General features: G+C 74.1%; 22 protein-coding genes, 1 other RNA gene and 1 pseudogene. 11 read left to right on the top strand and 13 right to left on the bottom strand.

Annotation, left to right across the window (positions count from 1 at the left end; genetic code table 11):
- Positions 1–23: 23 nt before the first annotated feature.
- Entirely contained in the window at positions 24–788 is a 765-nt protein-coding gene (locus ACF08B_RS08915; protein WP_392316736.1) for an ABC transporter ATP-binding protein, read from the top strand.
- Positions 789–974: 186 nt separating this feature from the next.
- On the opposite strand, the gene ACF08B_RS08920 is transcribed toward ACF08B_RS08915, so the two are convergent.
- On the bottom strand, positions 975–1,301 hold the full coding sequence (locus ACF08B_RS08920; protein WP_093478086.1) for a nuclear transport factor 2 family protein: 327 nt from the start codon (positions 1,299–1,301) through the stop codon (positions 975–977).
- 147 nt (positions 1,302–1,448) lie between these two features.
- Here ACF08B_RS08920 and ACF08B_RS08925 point away from each other — a divergent pair, with 147 nt between their 5' ends.
- The 4 genes from ACF08B_RS08925 (at position 1,449) to ACF08B_RS08940 (ending at position 3,365) form a co-directional block, all read left to right on the top strand.
- Positions 1,449–2,003, top strand: coding sequence for a DoxX family membrane protein (locus ACF08B_RS08925; protein ID WP_392316737.1), 555 nt, complete (start codon positions 1,449–1,451; stop codon positions 2,001–2,003).
- A 160-nt stretch (positions 2,004–2,163) separates the two neighbouring features.
- A complete protein-coding gene (locus ACF08B_RS08930) occupies positions 2,164–2,502 on the top strand; it encodes a MazG-like family protein (RefSeq protein WP_392316738.1) in 339 nt (112 codons plus the stop codon).
- Between the two features lie 160 nt (positions 2,503–2,662).
- Positions 2,663–3,121, top strand: coding sequence for a hypothetical protein (locus ACF08B_RS08935; protein WP_392316739.1), 459 nt, complete (start codon positions 2,663–2,665; stop codon positions 3,119–3,121).
- Positions 3,122–3,128: 7 nt separating this feature from the next.
- Positions 3,129–3,365: a hypothetical protein gene (locus ACF08B_RS08940; RefSeq protein WP_392316740.1), complete on the top strand. Its 237-nt coding sequence runs from the start codon at positions 3,129–3,131 to the stop codon at positions 3,363–3,365.
- Positions 3,366–3,369: 4 nt separating this feature from the next.
- Here ACF08B_RS08940 and rnpB read toward each other — a convergent pair.
- From rnpB to ACF08B_RS08970, 6 genes and pseudogenes are all read right to left on the bottom strand, one after another.
- Positions 3,370–3,772, bottom strand: an RNA gene (gene rnpB / locus ACF08B_RS08945) — RNase P RNA component class A.
- A 118-nt stretch (positions 3,773–3,890) separates the two neighbouring features.
- A pseudogene (locus ACF08B_RS08950) lies at positions 3,891–4,670 on the bottom strand (DMT family transporter); the annotation flags it as partial.
- A 22-nt stretch (positions 4,671–4,692) separates the two neighbouring features.
- Entirely contained in the window at positions 4,693–5,514 is an 822-nt protein-coding gene (locus ACF08B_RS08955) for an AraC family transcriptional regulator (RefSeq protein WP_392316741.1), read from the bottom strand.
- Positions 5,515–5,540: 26 nt separating this feature from the next.
- Complete coding sequence (locus tag ACF08B_RS08960; protein WP_392316742.1) at positions 5,541–6,092, bottom strand: TetR/AcrR family transcriptional regulator; 552 nt, start codon at positions 6,090–6,092, stop codon at positions 5,541–5,543.
- Between the two features lie 115 nt (positions 6,093–6,207).
- Positions 6,208–6,624, bottom strand: a complete 417-nt coding sequence (locus ACF08B_RS08965) for a DUF4260 family protein (protein ID WP_392316743.1) — start codon at positions 6,622–6,624, stop codon at positions 6,208–6,210.
- A gap of 114 nt (positions 6,625–6,738) precedes the next feature.
- Complete coding sequence (locus ACF08B_RS08970; RefSeq protein ID WP_392316744.1) at positions 6,739–8,172, bottom strand: RNB domain-containing ribonuclease; 1,434 nt, start codon at positions 8,170–8,172, stop codon at positions 6,739–6,741.
- Positions 8,173–8,246: 74 nt separating this feature from the next.
- Between ACF08B_RS08970 and yaaA the strand changes: the two genes are divergently transcribed.
- Entirely contained in the window at positions 8,247–9,029 is a 783-nt protein-coding gene (yaaA, locus tag ACF08B_RS08975) for a peroxide stress protein YaaA (protein WP_392317273.1), read from the top strand.
- Positions 9,030–9,101: 72 nt separating this feature from the next.
- Positions 9,102–9,764, top strand: a complete 663-nt coding sequence (gene eda / locus ACF08B_RS08980) for a bifunctional 4-hydroxy-2-oxoglutarate aldolase/2-dehydro-3-deoxy-phosphogluconate aldolase (protein WP_392316745.1) — start codon at positions 9,102–9,104, stop codon at positions 9,762–9,764.
- Here eda and ACF08B_RS08985 read toward each other — a convergent pair.
- From ACF08B_RS08985 to ACF08B_RS08995, 3 genes are read right to left on the bottom strand one after another with little or no spacing between them, the layout of a single operon-like run.
- Positions 9,736–11,274 (bottom strand): bifunctional RNase H/acid phosphatase, encoded by a 1,539-nt coding sequence (locus ACF08B_RS08985; protein WP_392316746.1) that lies wholly within the window; start codon positions 11,272–11,274, stop codon positions 9,736–9,738. The two genes, eda and ACF08B_RS08985, sit on opposite strands and share 29 nt — an antisense overlap.
- Before the next feature lie 20 nt (positions 11,275–11,294).
- Complete coding sequence (locus tag ACF08B_RS08990; protein WP_392317274.1) at positions 11,295–12,038, bottom strand: zinc ribbon domain-containing protein; 744 nt, start codon at positions 12,036–12,038, stop codon at positions 11,295–11,297.
- 14 nt (positions 12,039–12,052) lie between these two features.
- Positions 12,053–12,892, bottom strand: a complete 840-nt coding sequence (locus ACF08B_RS08995) for a Nif3-like dinuclear metal center hexameric protein (RefSeq protein WP_392316747.1) — start codon at positions 12,890–12,892, stop codon at positions 12,053–12,055.
- 186 nt (positions 12,893–13,078) lie between these two features.
- Here ACF08B_RS08995 and ACF08B_RS09000 point away from each other — a divergent pair, with 186 nt between their 5' ends.
- Together ACF08B_RS09000 and ACF08B_RS09005 are read left to right on the top strand one after the other, a co-directional pair.
- A complete protein-coding gene (locus ACF08B_RS09000) occupies positions 13,079–14,266 on the top strand; it encodes a hypothetical protein (protein WP_392316748.1) in 1,188 nt (395 codons plus the stop codon).
- 96 nt (positions 14,267–14,362) lie between these two features.
- The gene (locus ACF08B_RS09005) at positions 14,363–14,518 is read left to right on the top strand and encodes a hypothetical protein (RefSeq protein WP_392316749.1); all 156 of its coding nucleotides are present in this window, start codon (positions 14,363–14,365) and stop codon (positions 14,516–14,518) included.
- Between the two features lie 65 nt (positions 14,519–14,583).
- On the opposite strand, the gene ACF08B_RS09010 is transcribed toward ACF08B_RS09005, so the two are convergent.
- From ACF08B_RS09010 to ACF08B_RS09020, 3 genes are read right to left on the bottom strand one after another with little or no spacing between them, the layout of a single operon-like run.
- Positions 14,584–15,522 carry a 3-oxoacyl-ACP reductase gene (locus ACF08B_RS09010; RefSeq protein WP_392316750.1) on the bottom strand — a complete coding sequence of 313 codons (939 nt, stop codon included), beginning with the start codon at positions 15,520–15,522 and terminating at the stop codon, positions 14,584–14,586.
- Positions 15,523–15,533: 11 nt separating this feature from the next.
- Positions 15,534–16,610 carry a Zn-dependent alcohol dehydrogenase gene (locus ACF08B_RS09015; protein ID WP_392316751.1) on the bottom strand — a complete coding sequence of 359 codons (1,077 nt, stop codon included), beginning with the start codon at positions 16,608–16,610 and terminating at the stop codon, positions 15,534–15,536.
- 30 nt (positions 16,611–16,640) lie between these two features.
- Entirely contained in the window at positions 16,641–17,498 is an 858-nt protein-coding gene (locus ACF08B_RS09020; protein ID WP_392316752.1) for a MaoC/PaaZ C-terminal domain-containing protein, read from the bottom strand.
- Positions 17,499–17,822: 324 nt separating this feature from the next.
- Between ACF08B_RS09020 and ACF08B_RS09025 the strand changes: the two genes are divergently transcribed.
- Entirely contained in the window at positions 17,823–19,070 is a 1,248-nt protein-coding gene (locus ACF08B_RS09025) for a sensor histidine kinase (protein ID WP_392316753.1), read from the top strand.
- A gap of 122 nt (positions 19,071–19,192) precedes the next feature.
- Positions 19,193–19,834 carry a response regulator transcription factor gene (locus ACF08B_RS09030; RefSeq protein WP_093478043.1) on the top strand — a complete coding sequence of 214 codons (642 nt, stop codon included), beginning with the start codon at positions 19,193–19,195 and terminating at the stop codon, positions 19,832–19,834.
- Positions 19,835–19,851 lie beyond the last annotated feature (17 nt).

Genomic DNA, 19,851 nt, shown 5'->3' on the forward strand with positions numbered 1-19,851 from the left:
ACGACCTCGCTCACGGAGAACCCATGTACCAACTCACCGGCGTCACCAAGCGCTACACGCGCGGCAAGGAGACGGTGGAGGCGCTGCGCGCCGTCGACCTCACCATCGCCGACGGCGACCAGCTCGTCATCCAGGGCCCCACGGGCGGCGGCAAGTCCACGCTGCTCCAGATGATCGGCGGACTGGACCGCCCCTCCTCGGGCGGTGTCGAGCTGGACGGCGTCGATCTGGCGGCCGTCGGCGAGGCCCGGCTGACCCGGCTGCGCGCCGAGAAGATCGGCATCATCTTCCAGGCGTTCAACCTCATCCCGACGCTCACCGCCCAGGAGAACGTCGAGACGGCCCTGGTCCCCCTCGGGGTGAAGCCGGCCGAGCGCCGCGAGCGCGCGGCCGGGGCCCTGCGCTCGGTCGGCCTCGGCGAACGCCTCGGCCACGTCCCCTCGGAGCTGTCCGGCGGCCAGCAGCAGCGGGTGGCCATCGCCCGCGCGCTGGTGAAGAAGCCCAGGGTGCTGCTCGCCGACGAGCCCACCGGCAACCTCGACGAGGGCACGCGGGACGACATCATGGCCCTGTTGGAGGGGCTGTGGCGGGAGCACGGCCTGACGTTCGTCATGGTCACCCACGACTCCGCCATCGCCCGCCGCGCCCCCCGCCTGGCCACGATCGAGGCGGGGCGGATCACCCTGACCGAACGGGGCGGCCGGGGCGCCGCACGGGAGCCGTACGCATCGGAGCCGTACGCATCGGAGCGGTACGCGCAGGCGCCGTACGGCGGTCGCGGCCGCTGATCGACCCCGGCGGGACGCTCACCTCCCCGGGATCCGGTCGATGTCGGCCATCCGCGCCGGGGTGTCCCAGGGCCCTCTTCGTCAGGTTCGTCATGCCCGGGGACGCCAGGAGTTGAAGCGCACGCGAAGGCAAGCCCTCCCCCGCGCGGCTCTCCTCGGTCGTTCAGGGCGCGGGGCGCGGTCGCGTCACGCCTGCCCGGTCTCGAAGCGGGAGATCCGGCCGTCGTCCTCGACGATGAACGTCCACCTGGTGCGCATCTCGCCCCAGGTGTCGTTGCGGTAGCGGGCGACGAGGGTGCGGCCGCCGCCGGACTCGTTGTCGACCTCCATGTGCCCGTGGGACGTGAAGATCTCCCGGTCGATCCAGTCGGCGAGGTCACGGTCTGAGCCGTCGTCGGCCATGGTCGCGTCGGGGGCGAGGAGGGACATGAAGCCGTCGCGGTCCTGGGCGTTGACGGCGTTGACGAAGGCCCGGACGGCCGGGTCGCGGAGTTTGGCTGGCTGAATCGTCATGGCGCCAGGCTCACATCGGTCCCCGGGCCCCGCCACCCGAGCACCACCCGAACGCCGTCCAGGGCGGGCCGACGGGGGTCGGACCTGCCACGGTGGACACGCGGCACCCGTCCGTTTCCGTCCGCACGTCTTCGCATGGGAGTCACCGTGAGCTGTTTCGACCGGCGTGACCTCGGCCTGCTCCTCCTCCGGATCGGCACCGGCGGTGTGCTGGCCGCGCACGGCGCGCAGAAGCTGTTCGGCTGGTTCGGCGGACACGGGCTGGAGGGCACGGGCCAGTTCATGGAGTCCGTCGGCTACGCGCCGGGCAGGGCGAGCGCCACGGCGGCGGGCCTCGCCGAGACCGGCGGCGGCACGCTGCTGGCCCTGGGCCTGGCCACACCGGCGGCGGGCGCGGCGGCGGCCGGCGCGATGGCAGGGGCGGCGGCGCTCCACATGCCCAACGGCTTCTTCGCCCAGGAGGGCGGCTACGAGTACGCGGCGAGCCTGGGCCTCGCGGCGGCGGGCCTGGCGATCACGGGTCCCGGCCGGCTCTCCCTGGACCACGCCCTCGGCCATGTCGTCGACCGCGGCTGGATGGTCCCGGCCGCCCTGGGCGTCACGGCCGCGGCGACGGCGGTGGTGGTGGGCGCCCGGACCAGGCGCCTCCGCGCCCGGAAGACGGGCGAACAGGAAACGCTGTTCGAGGGGTTCGAGGAGTAACCGGTACGACCACGCCGGTACGGCGGGCTTGGGGGGGCGGGGAGCGGACGACGGGCCGGCGTGCCGGGCGGGCCGCGGGCACCGACACCCCGCGGCCGGACGCCGAGAAGCGGCCCCGAAGGACCATGGGCGGGCCCGTCGGCATGGCAGGCTGCCGGGCATGACGGACGACCGTGACTCCACTCCCCTCTGGCCGACGATCGACGCGCTCTGGTCGCGTCTGGAGGCGACGCGCGTGCACGCCGGCCAGGAGGGCGTCCTGCTGCGCATCCTCAAACTCTCGGCGGAGGTCGGCGAGGTCGCGGAGGCGGTGATCGGCGCGACGGGCCAGAACCCGCGCAAGGGGACCACTCACACCTGGGACGACGTCCGGTCCGAACTCTGCGACGTGGCGATCACCGCCCTGGTGGCCCTGCGCACCCTGACCCCGGACGCGGAAGAAGTCTTCGAGACCCACCTGAAGGGGGTCCACGACCGCCCGCTCCGCCCGGCGGAGTGAACACGCTCTCGCTCCGCAAAGTGATCGTTTCTGCAGGTCAGAGGACCGTTTCTTGATCACTCAATAGGGGCCGATCAAGCCCGGACCTGCAACCGCCGGCCCCCGCCCCGGGTTGTCCCAGGTGCTCGACAGGAGACAACCGGGAGGGACCACCTTGGCCATGCACTACCTCACGCGCCTCACCACGACTCTGGCGGCAGCGGGAGCCCTCGTCTTCACGGCGTCCACGGGCGCCCACGCCACTGCGGTCGGGTCGGCGCCCGTGCGTACCTTCGAGTACAGCGTGGGCGGAATGACGATGAAGATCCCGACGGGCTGCATGTTCACGCACATCGTCCGCGGCAGCGGCAGGAACATCACCTACCAGAACGCCGGCGTGGACTGTGCCTTCGTCGCGGCCCTCAGCAGCGGCTTCTGCAATTGGCGCATCGACTTCACCTACGCCGACACCGACAACCGTACGTACCGCACCTCACGCGGAAAGACGCACAGCGAGTGCAAGATCGACCCGATGCGGAGCAACGCTCCGCAGAAGCTGCGTCGTTATGGCAAGGCGTGCGCTCATCTCTTCGTCAACGGGGTGCGCCGCGTGAGTCAGTGCCACCACATCACGAAGTGAGTCCGTCATGACCGACCAGCAGCAGACCGAGGTTCTGGACCAGGTGTGGGAGGCGCGGCGGCGGCGGGCCGGGGTCGCCGCGTTTCTGCTCGGGGCCGGGGTCGTGCTCGGATTCTTCGCCTTCTGGCCCGGGCTTCCGCACGTCGTCGACTGGGGGGCCGTGCTCGTCGCCGTCCTCGTCGGCGCGGTCGCCCGGTGGGCCGCTCAGGGCTGGGTGGGCCGGCTGGCGCGGCGGAAGCCGTAGGCGGCAGACGAGTCGGGCTGTACGCCGGGTTCTGTTCCTCGGGTCCCTCGCGGGGCCCGGGGCGACGGCCATCCATCTAGGACCGACGTTGCCGTCGGCCTCGTGCGGTCTACCCGCGGACTCGGGCGGGCAGCCCTCGAACGTCCGCGCAGAGACACCGAGGTGTCTCCTCTTGACCTTGCTCCGGGTGGGGTTTACCTAGCTGCCCAGGTCACCCTGGGCACTGGTGGTCTCTTACACCACCGTTTCACCCTTACCGAGGACCGAGGTCCCCGGCGGTCTGCTTTCTGTGGCACTGTCCCGCGGGTCACCCCGGGTGGCCGTTGGCCACCACCCTGCCCTGTGGAGCCCGGACGTTCCTCGGGAAGCCCCCTAGGGGGACTCCACGCGGCCGCCCGCCCGGCTCGTCTGCCGTGTCGACCATGGTACCGGGCGCCCGGCGCGCCGCGGACCGGCGGCGGCCGTCGCCAGGACCGAGCCCGTCAGGATCAGGGCGAAGGCCGCGAGGACCGTCGGCGTCAGCGACTCGCTCAGGAACAGCGCACCGGCCGCCACCGCCACCGCCGGGTTGACGTACGTGATGACCGTCGACCGCGTCGGGCCGACCTCCCTGATCAGCTCCAGGAAGGCCACGAAGGCCACCGCCGTGCAGACCACGCCCAGCCCGGCCAGCGCGGCCAGCGCCTGCGCGGACGGGACGGAGGCGGGGCGGGTGACCGCGGCCACGGGGGCGTAGACCAGGGCCGCCAGGGTCAGGCAGGCCGCGGTCAGGTGCAGCGAGGGGACGTCCCTGAGCCGGCGGGCGGCGATCAGCGGCGCCGTCGCGTAGCCGACGACCGTCAGCAGGACCTCGGCGAGGGAGCGGGCGTCGCCGCCGGTCAGATGCGGCAGGGTCAGGACCGTCACACCGGCGAGGCCGAGGGCGAGTCCGGTGACGCGGCGCGCCCCCAGGTGCTCCGTGTCGCCCAGCAGGCGGGCCGCGATCACCCCCACGATCGGCACCCCCGCGATCAGCAGGCCGGCCGTCGAGCTGGACAGATGCCGTGCGGCGTCGGTGAGGGTGAACCAGGGCACGACGATCTCCAGACCCGCGAAGGCGAGCAGGGGACGCCAGTGGGCGCGTACGGACTCCCGCAGACCGCCCTGGCGCAGGGCGAACGGGAGCAGGAGCGCCGCGCCCAGCGCGCAGCGCGTGAACACCACCACCGGCGGGGAGACCTCACCCACCGCCACCTTGATCATCAGATAGGGGATGCCCCACACCACTCCCATCAGGGAGAAGAGGAACCAGCCGCGTGCAGTCATGCGCCGAGTTTCGGCCGCCGCCTCAGCGGGTGTCTTGAACGCTGTTGCGGTAGGCCGCGGGGGTCACCCCGAGCACGCGGCGGAACCAGCGGGTCAGATGGGCCTGGTCGGCGAAGCCCACGAGCGGCGCCACGTCGGCGGGGCGCAGCCCGGCGGCGAGCAGCGCGCGGGCCCGGGTCACCCGGTGCTGCGCGAGCCAGGCGTACGGCGGTATCCCCATCGTCGTGCGGAAGGCCCGCAGCAGCTGGTAGCGGGACAGGCCCAGGTCGGTGGCGAGGGAGGCCAGCGTGGGCGGCGCGGTGAGTTCGTCGGCCAGGCGGTCGCGGACGGTGAGGGCGATCGTGCTCGCGCCGGGGATCAGGTCGGAGACGGGCCGTGCCGTGGAGTGCCGGCGGGCCAGCGCGGTCAGCAGCCAGGGCAGGCGGGACTCGGCCTCCAGCGGGTCGGGGCAGGCACTGAGCTCGGTGTGGGCCAGGCGCAGCGCGGCGGCGAGTTCGGGGTCGTTCAGGAGCGGTTCACGGAAGTACGGCAGGCCGCACAGGGTGCCGTCGGCCAGCAGCGACGGCTCGGCGTAGAGCGCGCGGTAGGCGTAGCCGTCGGTGCTGTTTCCGGGGCCGCCGGTGTGCATCTCGCCGGGGTCGAGCACGACGACGGTGCCGGGGCCGGTGCGGATGTGGCCGCCCCGGTAGTCGATCACCTCGGAGCCGCCGACGCAGACGCCGACGGTGTACTCCTCGTGGGCGTGCGGGGCGTAGACGTGCTGCCGGAAACTCGCGGTCAGGAGGTCGAGCGGGGGGCCGCAGCGGCCCAGCCGCGCTCTCGTCCACCGCGCCTGTTCCGCCATCGGACTCCCCCTCGCCTCGTGCGGCCCTAGGGGTGCAACGCCTTCAGGCCCCGTTTCCATGCCGCGCCCAGGTCGGCGTCGTCGGGAAACCGGCCGTGGATCTCCAGGATCACCATCCCGTGGGCGAACGCCCAGGTGGCCCGGGCCAGGTCGATGTCGCCGCCGCAGGCGCGGAGCAGGGGCAGCGCGGCCCGGTCCTCCAGGCCCGCGGGGAGTGCGGCGCGGGGCAGCGGGCGTTCGGTGGCGAGGCGGTACAGGTGGGGGTGGGCGAGGGCGTGGTCGCGGTAGGCGTCGGCGAGTGCGTCGAGGGAGCCGGGGGTGCGGGCCTCGACGGCCTCCAGCGCCTCGGCGGTCTCGGTGAGCAGTTGCGCGGTGAGCTCCACCTCGACGGCGTGCTTGTCGGGGAAGTGCTTGTAGAGGGACGGCGCCTTGATGCCGAGGCGGTCGGCGAGGGTGCGCATGGTGAGCCGGTCGGGCCCGGACTCCTCCAGGAGTTCGCGGGCGGCCGCCGCGATCTCCCGCGCCCTCGGGGTGAGCCGCGGGACCGTCGCCCCGTCGGCCGTCGCCCGCTCGGTCACGCCGGAAGCCCTCCTCGGCTCCCGCCCGGATTCTCGCTCGGCCACCTTGGAAGCCCTCCTCGTCTCTCGCCCGGGTTCCGGGTCGACCACTGCGGAAGCCCTCCCCGGTCCTCGCTCAGCCACGCTGGAAGCCCGCCTCGGTGCGCAGTCCGTAGCCGAAGGCGCGATCGTACGAGATGTGGGCGATCCAGCCGCCCAGGGCCGCGAAGGCGGGCGGCCAGTCGATCGGCAGGACCGTGTAGGCGACCATCAGCGCGAACGGGACCAGGGCGCGGTGCATCGCGTTGTAGTACGGCACCGCGCGCGGCGGCAGCTGGCCCTTGGCCATGCGGGGGGCGTCGCCCAGGCCGACCAGGAACGTCAGGTCCGGCGCCACGAGGAAGAGCAGGGCGAGTCCGCCGGCGAGCCAGCCGTGGTTCACGCCCTCCAGCACGGCGAAGGCCGACCAGAACAGCGCGCCGGACAGCCACGCGGCGCGGCGCAGGACGGTGCGGGTGGAACGGGGTGCGGTGGTGGTGACCGCTGCCGTCATGGCTGCCTCCCAGGTCGTACGGCGTCCACCCGACTGGCTAACGCCGTTAGCCACGACGGTACGGCTAACAGCGTTAGCCGTCAAGGGCCGGGCGAGGCACGGGCGGCGGGGCGCTCAGGCCGGGGCGAAGAGGATCTTCGACGTGCGGGGGTCGGCCTGGGTGAGGCGAACGCGCAGGCGTTCGCCGAGGGGGAGGCGCTCGCCCTCGATACGGCCGACGACCGCCGGGGACTCCAGCTGGACGGTCCCCACGGTCGGCCGGTGCTCCTCGACGTCCACCACACAGCCGTCGAAGACGTCCCCGACCCGGTCCTTCAGCAGGGCCGCCTCGACGATGTCGACGCACTCCCGCTCGACCGTGCCGGCGAGCTGCGCGCCCTCGGCCATCCGGCGGGGCAGGGCGTCGAGCGCGGCCAGCACCCAGTCCGGCGGGTCCTGGCCGGCCGCCGCGGCCAGGCAGATCTCGGCGGCGTGGCGGTCGGCGAGGCGGCGCAGCGGGGCGGTGCAGTGGGCATAGGGAGCGGCGACGGCGGAGTGCGTGGTGATCGGGGGCAGTACGCCGTCGCGGAAGGGGGTGTAGCGGGCGCCGCGCAGGAGCGTCGTGCATTCCTGGAGGAAGGCCGCGTGGCGCGGTTCGCGCGGGTCGAGGGTGCGGATCAGGGCCGCGTACGAGACGTGGTGCGGCCAGTCGATGTGCAGGGCGGTCGCGGTGCGGCGCAGGCGGGCCACGGCGCCGTCGGGGGCGGCGGGCAGGGTGCGCAGGATGCCGGTGCCGTGGGCGAGCATCAGCTCGGCGGCCGCCATGCCGGTGAGCAGGGAGAGCTGGGCGTTCCAGCCGTCGGCGGGCAGCGGGGCGCGGTAGCCGAGTTCGTAGGTGTGGTCGTGCTCGGTGATCTCCTGCTCGGGCACGTTGAGGGAGATCCCTCCGCGTTCGACCTCCAGCCGCTCCCGCGCCGTGCCGACCTCCCGGAGCAGCGCGACGGGCTCCTCGGCCGTCCCGGCGTCGATCGCCCGCTGCACGCCCGCGTAGTCGAGCTTGGCGCGGCTGCGCACGAGGGCCCGGCGTACGTCGACGGCGAGGGTGCGGCCCTCGCCGTCGAGGTCGATCGTCCACAGCACGGCGGGGCGGGTCCGGTCCGGCAGCAGGCTGGCGGCGCCCTCGCTGAGTACGACGGGGTGCAGGGGGACCTTCTCGTCCGGGAAGTAGAGGGTGTTCACCCGCCGGTGCGCCTCCGCGTCCAGGGCACCGCCGGGCGCGACGAAGGCGGCGACGTCGGCGATGGCGTAGCGCACCCGGTGGCCGGTGCCCCGCCGGGAGAGGTGGGTGGCCTGGTCGAGGTCGGTGGAGGTCGGCGGGTCGAGGGTGAAGAAGGGGATGTCCGTGGCGTCGCACGGCGGCGGCGCGGGCGCCTTCGCCGCGCGTTCGGCCTCCGCCAGGACCTCCGGCGGGAAGTCCTCGGGAACGCCGAGCCCGGCGCGCAGCGCGGCGAGAGCCGCCCGGAGGGGTGCCTCGGGGGCGCCGGTCACGCGGATCCTGCGGCAGGGCATACAGCGAGCGTAGGTCGGGGTGGGACCCCCGGCACGCCGTACGCTGGCGCGGAGGTCTACGTGAGGAGTACGTGTTGCTGGTCCTGCTGCCGCCCTCGGAAGGCAAGGCGAGTGCGGGCGGGGGCGCCCCGCTGAAGATCGGGTCGCTGTCCCTGCCGGGGCTCTCCGCCGCGCGGGAGGCCGTGTTCACGGAACTGGTCGAACTCTGCTCCGGCGACGAGGAGAAGGCGCGCGAGGTGCTCGGGCTGAGCGAGGGCCTGCGCGGCGAGGTCGCGAAGAACGCCGGGCTTCCGGCGGCCGGCGCCCGCCCCGCCGGGGAGGTCTACACCGGGGTCCTCTACGACGCCCTGGGCCTCGCCACGCTGGACGCGAAGGCGCGGCGGCGCGCGGCGGCCTCGCTGCTGGTCTTCTCGGGTCTGTGGGGCGCGGTGCGGGTGACGGACCGGATCCCCTCCTACCGCTGCTCGATGGGGGTGAAGCTGCCCGGGCTCGGCGCGCTGGCCGGGCACTGGCGGGCGCCGATGGCCGAGGTGCTGCCCGAGGCGGCGGGCGACGGCCTGGTGCTGGACCTGCGGTCCTCGGCGTACGCGGCGGCCTGGCGGCCCAAGGGCGAGGTGGCGGGGCGGACGGCGACCGTACGGGTGCTGCACGCGCCGACCCGGAAGGTGGTCAGCCACTTCAACAAGGCGACCAAGGGGCGGATGGTACGGAGCCTGCTGACGGCCGGGGCCGCGCCCCGGGACCCCGCCGAGCTGGTGGAGACGCTGCGGGGGCTCGGATACGTCGTGGAGGCGGAAGCGCCCGGGAAGGCGGGCAAGGCGTGGGCCCTGGACGTGCTGGTGGAGGAGATCCACTGAGCCGACCGCAGAGGCGTTGCAACATGCGCAACGCTCGTTGCGAGTAGTGCAGCCGGTGGGCACGATGAGGGCATGACCTCGCCGTTGCCCTCCCCCTCCCCTGCCTCCGTGCTCGATCTCGCGCCCGTCGTGCCCGTCGTGGTGCTCTCCGACCCCACCGACGCAGTACCGCTCGCGCGGGCCCTGGTGGCGGGCGGGCTGCCCGCGATCGAGGTGACGCTGCGGACCCCGGCGGCGCCCGAGGCCATCCGGGCCGTCGCCGCCGAGGTGCCGGACGCGGTGGTCGGGGCGGGCACGGTGATCACGCCGGAACAGGTGGACGCGTGCGTGGCCGCCGGGGCGCGGTTCCTGGTGAGCCCGGGGTGGACCGAGGCGCTGCTGACGGCGATGCGCGGGTCCGGGGTGCCGTTCCTGCCGGGGGTGTCGACCACCTCGGAGGTGGTGGCACTGCTGGAGCGCGGGGTGCGGGAGATGAAGTTCTTCCCCGCGCAGGCGGCGGGCGGCACGGCCTACCTGAAGTCGCTGGCGGGACCCCTGCCGCAGGCCCGCTTCTGCCCGACCGGCGGGATCGGTGCGGCGACCGCGCCGGAGTACCTGGCCCTGCCCAACGTCGGCTGCGTGGGCGGCAGCTGGATGGTACCGGCGGACGCGGTGGCCGCCCGGGACTGGGCTCGGATCGAGGAGCTGGCGCGGGCCGCGGCCGGGCTCAGGGGCGCAGGTGGGACGTCTCGTTGAACAGCCGTACGCTCGCGTTGCCGTCCGCGTAGTACGCCACCGCCGACAGGGACGCCGCCGAGAGCTCCATCCGGAAGAGTGACTCGGGCGGTGCGCCCAGGGCGAGGCGGACGAACGTCTTGATCGGCGTGACGTGGGTGACCAGCAGGACCGTGCGGCCGGCGTGGGCCGCGACCAGCTTGTCCCGGGTGGCGGCGATCCGGCCGGCCGTCTCGGCGAAGCTCTCGCCGCCGCCGGTGGGGTGCGCTTCCGGGTCGGCGAGCCAGGCGTTCAGGTCCTCCGGGTGGCGCTCGCGGACCTCGCCGAAGGTCAGGCCCTCCCAGGCGCCGAAGTCGGTCTCGCGCAGGCCGTCGTCGACCGTGACGTCCAGGCCCAGGCGGGCCGCGACGATACCGGCGGTCTCCCGGGTGCGGGCGAGCGGGGACGCCACGACGGCCTGGACGGTGCCGCGCCGCGCGAGGGCCTCGGCGACGCGCCGTGCCTGCTCGCGGCCCGCGTCGGAGAGGGAGGGGTCGGTGCCGCCGCTGCCGGAGAAGCGCTTCTGGGGGGTGAGCGGGGTCTCGCCGTGCCGGAGCAGCACGAAGGTGGCGGGGGCGCCGAGATCGGGAGCACTGCTCCACCCCGGCGCGGACGGCCGCCGCCCACTGTCGGCGAGCGCCTCGGCGGCTCCCCCGCTCGCGGCCGCGGCGGACGCCGGCTGCCGGGCGGTCGTCGCCGTATCGGAGGAACCGCTGCCCGTGGAGGCGGCGGAAGCCGGCTGCCGGGTGGCGGTCGGCGCCGGTTGGGACGGACCGCTGCCCGCCGTCGCGGCGGACTCGGCAGGGCCCCCGCTCGCGGCCGCGGCGGACGCCGGCTGGGAGGCGCCGCTGCCCGCTGTCGCGGTGGACGACGGTCGTCCGGCGGACGACGCCGGGCCGCTGCCGGCTGTCTCGGCGGGCGCCGGCTGTGCCGGAGTCGCGGGGCCGGTGGTCCGGCCCTCCGCCAGGGCCGCCCGGGCCCTCGCCGCGCCCGCGGTCGCGTCTCCGGGCGGGCCCGCCGGCTCCGGGGCCGCCGGTGGGGTGTCCAGGGCGGCCCGGGACGAGGACGGGGACCACTGTCCGCCCCTGGCGCCCGCGTCCATCGCCTCGTTGGCCAGCCGGTCGGCGTGCTTGTTGCGCTCCCGCGGGATCCACTCGTAGGCGACCTGGTCCGGCGGGAAGACGGATCTCGCCTCGGTCGCCAGCGGCTTCATGGCGGGGTGCTTGATCTTCCAGCGGCCCGACATCTGCTCGATGACGAGCTTGGAGTCCATCCGGACGTGCACCGTCGCGGTGGGGTCGAGGGCGTGGGCGGCGCGCAGTCCCGCGAGGAGACCGCGGTACTCGGCGACGTTGTTGGTGGCGACGCCGATGTACTCGGCCGTCTCCGTCAGGGTCTCCCCCGTCGCCGCGTCGCTCACCACGGCGCCGTAACCGGCCGGCCCCGGGTTGCCCCGCGAACCGCCGTCGGCCTCGACGATGAACTCCCGCACGCCCAACGCCCCCAACGCCCCTACAGACCCGACTCGGCCGTGCGCACCAGGATGCGGCGGCAGTTCTCGCAGCGGACCACCGTGTCCGGCGCCGCCGAGCGGACCTCGTTCAGCTCGGTGATGGCCAGCTCCTGGCGGCAGCCCTGGCAGGTGCGGGCGTACAGCTTCGCCGCGCCGATGCCGCCCTGCTGCTCGCGCAGCTTGTCGTACAGCTTGAGCAGGTCCGCCGGGACGGAGGCCGCGACGACCTCGCGCTCCTTGGTCACGGACGCCGCCTCGCCGTCGATCTCCTCGAACGCGGCGTCCCGGCGGCCGGTCGCGTCGTCGATCTTCGCCTGCACGGAGGCGACCCGCCCGGTCAGCTCGGTCACCCGCTCCTGCGCGCTCTCGCGGCGCTCCATGACCTCCAGGACCACGTCCTCCAGGTCACCCTGCCGCTTGGCGAGGGAGGCGATCTCGTGCTGGAGGTTGGACAGGTCCTTCGGCGAGGTGACCGCGCCGGAGTCCAGCCGCTGCTGGTCGCGGGCGGCGCGCCGGCGCACCTGGTCCACGTCCTGCTCGGCCTTGGTCTGCTCGCGGGCGGTGTCGCTCTCCTCGGTCTGCGCGGCGACCAGCAGGTCGCGCAACTGCGTGAGGTCCTTGTTCAGCGACGTGATCTCGGTGTGCTCGGGCAGGGACTTCCGCTTGTGCGCCAGCTGCTGCAGGCGGACGTCGAGGGCCTGGACGTCGAGGAGTCGGATCTGGTCGGCGGGCGCGGCGTTCAGTTGGGGGCTCCCGGTTACTGGTTGGAGACGGAGGACGCCGCGTGGGCGGTCCAGGGGTCGGTGACCGTCTTGGAGACGTGGACCCTGAGGTCCCAGCCGTGACGGTCGGAGATCTCGTCGAGCTGGCTCGCGGCCAGCTCGCACCAGGGCCACTCGGTGGCCCAGTGCGCCGCGTCGAGCAGCGCGAGAGGACTGTGGGCGACGGCCTCGCTCACCGGGTGGTGGCGCAGGTCGGCGGTGAGGAAGGCGTCCACACCGGCCGCGCGGACCTGGTCGAAGAGGCTGTCGCCGGAACCGCCGCTGACGGCGATCGCGCGGACGACGGCCTCGGGGTCACCGGCCACCCGGATGCCCTGCGCGGTGGCGGGCAACCGCTCGGCGGCGCGGGCGGCCAGTTCGCGGAGGGTGAGCGGGTGGTCGAGTTCGCAGACGCGGCCGAGGCCCCGGCGGCCCTCCGGGTCCGTCGGGTCCGGCACGAGGGGCCGTACGACGCGGAGGTCGAGGGCGCCGGCGAGGGCGTCGGAGACGCCCGGGTCGGCGGTGTCGGCGTTGGTGTGGGCCACGTGCAGCGCGATGTCGTTCTTGATCAGCGTGTGCACGACCCGGCCCTTGAAGTGCGTGGCCGCGACCGTGGTCGTCCCGCGCAGATAGAGCGGGTGGTGGGTGACCAGCAGGTCGGCGCCGAGCTTCACCGCCTCGTCGACGATCTCCCGGACGGGGTCGACGGCGAACAGGACCCGGGTGACCTCCTGGTCGGGGTCGCCCACGACCGTGCCGACCGCGTCCCAGGACTCGGCCCGCTCGGCGGGCCACAGGTTCTCCAGCGCGGCGATGACTTCAGACAGACGGGGCACGGGAAAAGGCTACCTGGCTGTTCGGCGCGGCCGTACCGCATGCGCCGGGTCCGGCCCCTCTCAGCACAGCGTCCCCGGTTCCCTCAGGCGAATCGCTTCTGCACCACCCGTATGTGTGAAGGGGGGACGGCCCGTCCCACGTCTGTGCGTGCGAAAACTAGCTTCGTCGCCGGAGGTGACCGAACCATGACGGCCTGTGCGATCGAAACCCCGTCGACCGGCGCGGAAGACGGTGGGACGGGATGCGCTCTCACGGCGGACGGCGCGTACGCCGCCCGTCTCGCGCTGGACGGTGACTCCTGGTTCCCCGAGCGCTGGACGCTGGACGGCCCGGAGCCGTACGCCGTCCCGCTGCCCGGCAACCAGCCGGAGGAGCCCGGCACCCGGGTGCAGCCCATGGGCGACGGCCGGGTGCTGATCCACCGGCTGGTGGAGCGGCGGCACGACTTCGCGCTGCTGTACCCGACCGGGCCCGGCACGGGCGAGCTGCCGCTGGGCGCGGTGGAGTGCCCCGAGCCCGGCACCCGGTTCACGCTGCTGCCGCCGGCGCCGGGGGGCGCGCGGGCGTACGCCTTGGCCGTCGGCGCGCGTTCCAGCGTGGTGTGGCTGGTGGCGGGCGGGGCGTTCGGTCCCGAGCGGCTCGCCGAGGTGCCGGGTCGCTGCTCGGGCGGGGTGTGGCTGGACGGCGCCGGGCGGATGCTGGCGCTGGACCGGGAGCTGGGCGGGCGCACCAAGACGGTCGTGGTCGACCTGGAGCGCGCGGAGGTCTCCCCCCTGCTGCAGATCGCGGAGGACAGCGACGACCGGCTGCTGCTCGCCGACCTCGACAGCGGGCTGTTGCTGATCTCCTCCGACGCGCCCTCGCCGGGGCGGCCCCGGTTGGGCTGGGGGGTGCTCGGCAGCACGCTGCCGGTGCGCTTCCCGGAGTGCCTGCGGGTGCCGGACTGCACGGTGACGCCGTTCGCGATCCAGCCGGGGCAGGTGCTGATGCCGGAGAACTGCGCGGTGGCGCTGCGCATCGACGGGGAGTTCGGCGGCTGGGTGTGCGTCTGGCGGCCGGCCGAGCGGCGGATGTGTCACCTCCCGGCCCCCGAGGGGTGGCTGGCCGGCGCCGGGGTGTGGACGCGGGACGGGGTGCTGCGGCTGCCGTACGTCACGGCGGAGACTCCGTGCGGTGTCGCGGAGTTGACGGTGCCCAGGGGGGAAGCGGAGGGACCGGGGGACACGGGTCCGGCGGGTCCGGACCGGGACGGCACGGTCGGCGGGGCTCCCGAGGCGTCCCGCCAGGCGCCGGAACCGGGCCCTCCGGATCCGGTGACGGCCCGTCCGGTTCCGTTGCAGCAGGCACCCCTGGGGCGTCTTGTAACGAAGTAGTGCCGGTCGGCGTGTGCGCCTGGATTCGGCCCGTGGTGTGCCGGTTACACTCGCCCGGCTGTACGAAAGATCATGTTGACGGGGTGAATACGTCCGATGAGCGACACCAGCACGACGGAGCAGCTGTCCGCCGATTCTCAGGGGACCGGCCACGGCCGGCACCGCGGCCCGGTCGCGGCCCAGGAGAACGAGACGGCTCCGCACGGCCGGCACCGCAAGCCGGTCCAGGAGAAGGCCGAGGCGGCTGCCTGACGGTCGTACCAGTGAGGAGGGGGGTGCCCGCCGGGCGCCCCCCTCGTCTTTTTCCCTCCGCGCCGTCAGGTCCGCTTGAGACCCAGCACCTCGGCCGCCGCGAAGGTCTCGCCCGGCGGCCGCCCCGCGTAGTGCGGGGTGAGCAGCGCGTCGAGTTCGTCGTACGTGAACGTCTCCTGCTTGCTGTCGAACTTGGCCTGCACCCGCGGCCGTTCCATGGCGGCGATCATTCCGCCGTGCACGACGAGCAGCTGGCCGTTGATCCGCGCGGCGGCCGGTGAGGCCAGGTAGCCGACGAGCGGGGCCACGTGCTCGGGGGCCAGCGGGTCCAGGCCCTCGTCCGGCCGCCCGAACCCGGCGAAGACGTCCTCGGTCATCCGGGTCCGGGCGCGCGGGCAGATCGCGTTGGCCGTGACGCCGTACCTGGCGAGGGCGAGGGCGGTGGAGGTGGTCAGGCCGACGATCCCGCCCTTGGCCGCCGCGTAGTTGGGCTGTCCGGCGGATCCGGCGAGGAACGCCTCCGAGGAGGTGTTCACGATCCGCCCGTACACCGGCCCGCCGGCCGCCTTAGACCGCTCCCGCCAGTGCGCGGCGGCGAACCGGGTGGTGTTGAAGTGTCCTTTGAGGTGGACGCGGATCACCGAGTCCCACTCGTCCTCGGTCATGGAGAAGACCATGCGGTCGCGCAGGATGCCGGCGTTGTTGACGAGCACGTCCAGGGCGCCGAACTCGGCGACCGCCAGCCCGACCAGTTCGCCGGCCTGCCGGAGGTCGGCGACGTCCCCGGTGTGCGCGACGGCCCGGCCGCCCCGCTCGCGGATCTCGGCGGCGACCTCCTCGGCGGGGCCCGCGGAGGCCTCGCCGGTGCCGTCGCGCCCGGGCTGTCCGTAGTCGTTGACGACGACGGCCGCGCCGAGCCGGGCGAGTTCCAGTGCCTCGGCCCGGCCGAGCCCGCGCCCGGCACCGGTGACGATCGCGGAGAGCCCCTGAAGTGGCAGTGACATGCGCGGCGTCCTCAGATCTCGATGCAGGTACGCAGGGCGGTCCCGGTACGCATCTGGTCGAGTGCCTCGTTGATCTCCGCCAGCTGCACACGGTGGGTGATCAGGCCGGCCAGGTCGACGCGGCCGGCCCGCCACAGGGCGATCGTGCGCTCGTAGGCGCGCAGGACGTCGCCGCCGCCGTACATGGACGGCAGGATGCGCTTCTCGTCGAAGAACAGCTCGAACATGTTGAGCTGGAGGAAGTCGTCCATGGCGCCCGCGCCGACCACGACGAGGGTGCCGCCGCGCCGGGTGTTCTCGTAGGCGGTGCGGGCGGTGGCGGACCTGCCGACGACCTCGAAGACGTAGTCGAAGCCCTCGCCGCCGGTGACCTCCTGCTTGGCGCCGGCCAGCTCCTCCGGGGAGACCGCCCGGGTGGCGCCGAACCGCAGGGCCGACTCGCGCCGGGAGGCGACCGGGTCGACGGCGACGATCTCGGCGGCGCCCTTCAGCCGGGCGCCCTGCACCGCGGAGATGCCGACGCCTCCGCAGCCGATGACGGCGACCGACGAACCGGCCTCCACGTCCGCGGTGTTGAGCGCGGCACCGAGTCCGGTCGTGACGCCGCAGCCGATCAGCGCGGCGATGTCGAAGGGCACGTCGTCCGGGATCGGGACGGCGCAGCCGGCGTCGACCACGACCTCCTCGGCGAAGATGCCGGTGCCGGCGAAGCCGAAGACGTCACCGCCGGAGCGCCGGAAGTTGGGGGTGCCCGCGTTCATGAAGCCGGCCAGGCACAGCTCGGTCTGTCCGCGCTTGCAGGCCGGGCAGGCGCCGCAGGCGGGCAGCCAGCAGATGACGACCCGGTCACCGGGCTTCAGGTGCCGTACGCCCTCGCCCACTTCGAGGACCTCGCCGGCGCCCTCGTGGCCGGGGACGAAGGGGGCCGGCTGGGGCAGCACTCCGTTCATCGCGGACAGGTCCGAGTGGCACAGTCCGGCGGCGCGGACCCGGACCCTGACCCTGCCGGGGCCGAAGCCCGTCGCCTCGACGTCGTCGAGGACCTCCAGCTTTTCCTGGCCGATCTCGTGCAGTACGGCTGCGCGCATGGTGCGGCTCCCCTCTGGCGGTGGGCTGGCTCAGGAGTGTTCGACGACGGTGTCGGCGAGGACGGGCGCGTCGTCCCGCTCGACGGCGCTCACGGCCACCCGGACGCTCCCGTCCTGCCGCCACATGCGGATCCGCAGGGTCTCCCCCGGGTACACGACACCGGCGAACCGGGTGGTGTACGACCGCACACGGCTGACGTCCCCGCCCAGCAGCGTGTCCACGACCGCCTTGAGCGTGACGCCGTAGGTGCACAGCCCGTGCAGGATGGGCCGTTCGAACCCGGCGACCTTCGCGAACTCGGGGTCGGCGTGCAGCGGGTTCCAGTCGCCGGAGAGGCGGTAGAGCAGGGCCTGGTCGGGGCGGATCCGCCGCTCCACGGTCCGCTCCGGCTCGCCGGTGGGCGCGTCGAGGCGGGCGCTCGGGCCGCGGTCGCCGCCGAAGCCGCCCTCTCCGCGCAGGAAGATCTGGGCGTCGTTGCGCCACAGCGGCCCGTCGGCGTCGGCGACGTCGGTGCGCAGCACGAGCACGGCCGCCTTGCCCTTGTCGTGGACGGCGGCGACGCGGTGGGTGATGGTGGCGGCGCCCTGTGCCGGGATCGGGCGGTGGACGGTCAGCGTCTGGCCGCCGTGCAGGACGCGCGCGAGGTCGACCTCGATGCCCGGCATGGACAGCCCGCTGATCACACCGGGTGCCCCGGCGCCCGCGACGGTCGCGAAGCTCGGCAGGACGTGCAGCCGGGATTCCAGGGTGTAGCGCAGCTCGTCGGGGTCGGTGGCGGGGGTGCCGGCGCCGATGCCGAGGTGGTAGAGCAGCACGTCCTTCTGGTTCCAGCTGATCTCGCCGGTCCGGGGTTCGGCGGCGAGGGCCTTGGCTGCGTCGATGGGCATGGGGCTCCTGACAGGTCTCAAGACCCCGGCACGGCCGTCCGCACCGTCGGCCGCACCGAGGTCGCCACGGGCCGATCTAGAACGCGTTCCAGTCCGGCGCCCCCTGTATAGCCGAGCGCTCCACAGTTGTGAAGGCTCCTGACGCTGTGTCAGGCGACGCGGACGGTGACATTCGTACTGCCGGGATCCGTACAACCGCCTCTGCCCGGGACGGGCCCGGTTCCGTACCGTCGACTCCGTACGCAGTGCCGTCGCCGCGCCGTGGTGCGGGGCGACCGACCGGGGGAGACGAAGATGACGAGGTGGCGGGCGATGAGGTGCCGGATGGCGGCCTGGCAGGCCGAGGGGAAGCAGTGGCGCACCGAGCACCGGCGGTTCGAGGCCGCCCGGCGGGCCGCCCGGAAGGGCGGCGGGGCGCCGGACGCCGACCATCCGGGACCGCCGCCCACCGGCTTCTCCCTGCTGCCCTGGCTGCTGCTGGGCCTCGGGTCCTTCTCCAACCTGCTCCAGGGCAGGACGCCCAACCCGTGGATCGGCGGCATGGGCCTGCTGGCCTTCAACTCGCTGTACATCTACGTCACCTTCCGGTCCTTCGACCGCTGCCGGCGCGAGGCGACCTCCACCCGGGTGGCGCTCGGCCTGATGGGCCTGCTCACCACCGGTCTGGCCCTCGGGTACGGCGGTGACTGGCTGACGTTCTTCCCGCTGCTGGGCCTCGCGGCGGGCGCCTGTCTGCGCGGTCCCTGGCTGGGACGCACCGGCCTGCTGCTCGCCGTGTACGCGGGCGCCGTCTCCTATGTGCGCGGCGGCTGGGGCGACGCGTCGACCATCGGGTACGCCACCTTCATCTCCAGCATGGTGACCGCCGCGATCCTCGGTCTGTCCGAGGCCGTACGGGAGTTGCGCGCCGCCCGCGAGGAGCTGGCCCGGCGGGCGGTGGAGAAGGAGCGGCTGCGCTTCTCCCGCGATCTGCACGACCTGCTCGGGCACACCCTGTCGGTGATCGTGGTGAAGTCGGAGGCGGCCCGGCGGCTGGCTCCGGGGGACATGGACGCCGCGCTGACGCAGATCACGGACATCGAGTCGGTGGGCCGGCAGGCGCTCACCGAGATCCGCGAGGCGGTGACCGGCTACCGCGAGGGCAGTCTGGCCACCGAGCTGACCCGGGCCTGCTCGGCCCTGTCCGCGGCGGGCGTGGAGCCGGTGGTGCGGCGGAGCGGGGCGCCGCTCGCCCCGCAGGCCGAGGTGCTGCTCGGCTGGGTGGTGCGCGAGGCGGTCACCAACGTGGTCCGGCACAGCGACGCCGGCCGCTGCGAGATCACCGTCGAGGGCGCCGCGGAGCACGTACGGCTCCGGGTCACCGACGACGGCAGCGGCGAGGCCGCCGGCCGGCCCGCGGAGGGCATCGGCGGGGGCACCGGTCTGACGGGCCTCACCGAGCGCCTCGCGGCCGCGGGCGGCTCCCTCAGCGCCGGCCGGTCACCGCAGGGGGGTTTCACGGTGACCGCGGAACTGCCCGTCGGACCGGCCGAGTTGACGGCGGTGGCGGCCACCGCCTCCGCGGCGGGCTGACCGGCCGGTGGCGCCCCGGCCGCGCCGGGCCGGGGCGACTCCCCCACGGGCCCCGGCGCACCTGCGCGGAAGCCTTCGGCGCGGCAGGATCCCCCTTCCTCCCCCGGCCCTAGGCTGAGCCCATGAACGAGTCGCCCCGGGACCACCGGCCCGGCAAGTGCATCCGGGTACTGCTCGCCGAGGACCAGGGCATGATGCGTGGCGCGCTCGCCCTGCTGCTCGGCATGGAGGCGGACATCGAGGTCGTGGCCCAGCTCTCCTCGGGCGACGTCATCGTGGACTCCGTGCTCACCCACCGCCCGGACGTGGCCCTGCTGGACATCGAACTGCCGGGCATGAGCGGGCTGGACGCCGCGGCGGAGCTGCGGACCGAGGCGCCCGACTGCCGGGTGCTGATCCTCACCACCTTCGGCCGGCCCGGCTATCTGCGGCGGGCCATGGAGGCCGGGGCGGCCGGGTTCCTCGTGAAGGACGGGCCGGTGGAGGAACTGGCCGCGGCGATCCGGCGTGTGCTCACCGGGGAGACGGTGGTCGATCCGGCGCTGGCCGCCGCCGCGCTCAGTGCCGGGCCGAATCCGCTGACGGCCCGCGAGCGGGAGGTGCTGACGGCGTCGGTGGACGGGGCGACGGTCGCCGACATCGCCGGCCGGCTCCATCTGTCCGAGTCCACCGTCCGCAACTACCTCTCGGCGGCGATCGGCAAGACGGGCACCCGCAACCGGACGGAGGCGGTACGGGAGGCCCGGCAGCGGGGGTGGTTGTGACCGGGGTTTCTTCGGCG

The sequence above is a fragment of the Streptomyces sp. NPDC015139 genome, assembly GCF_043079785.1.
GTDB classification, from domain to species: Bacteria; Actinomycetota; Actinomycetes; order Streptomycetales; family Streptomycetaceae; genus Streptomyces; species Streptomyces albidocamelliae.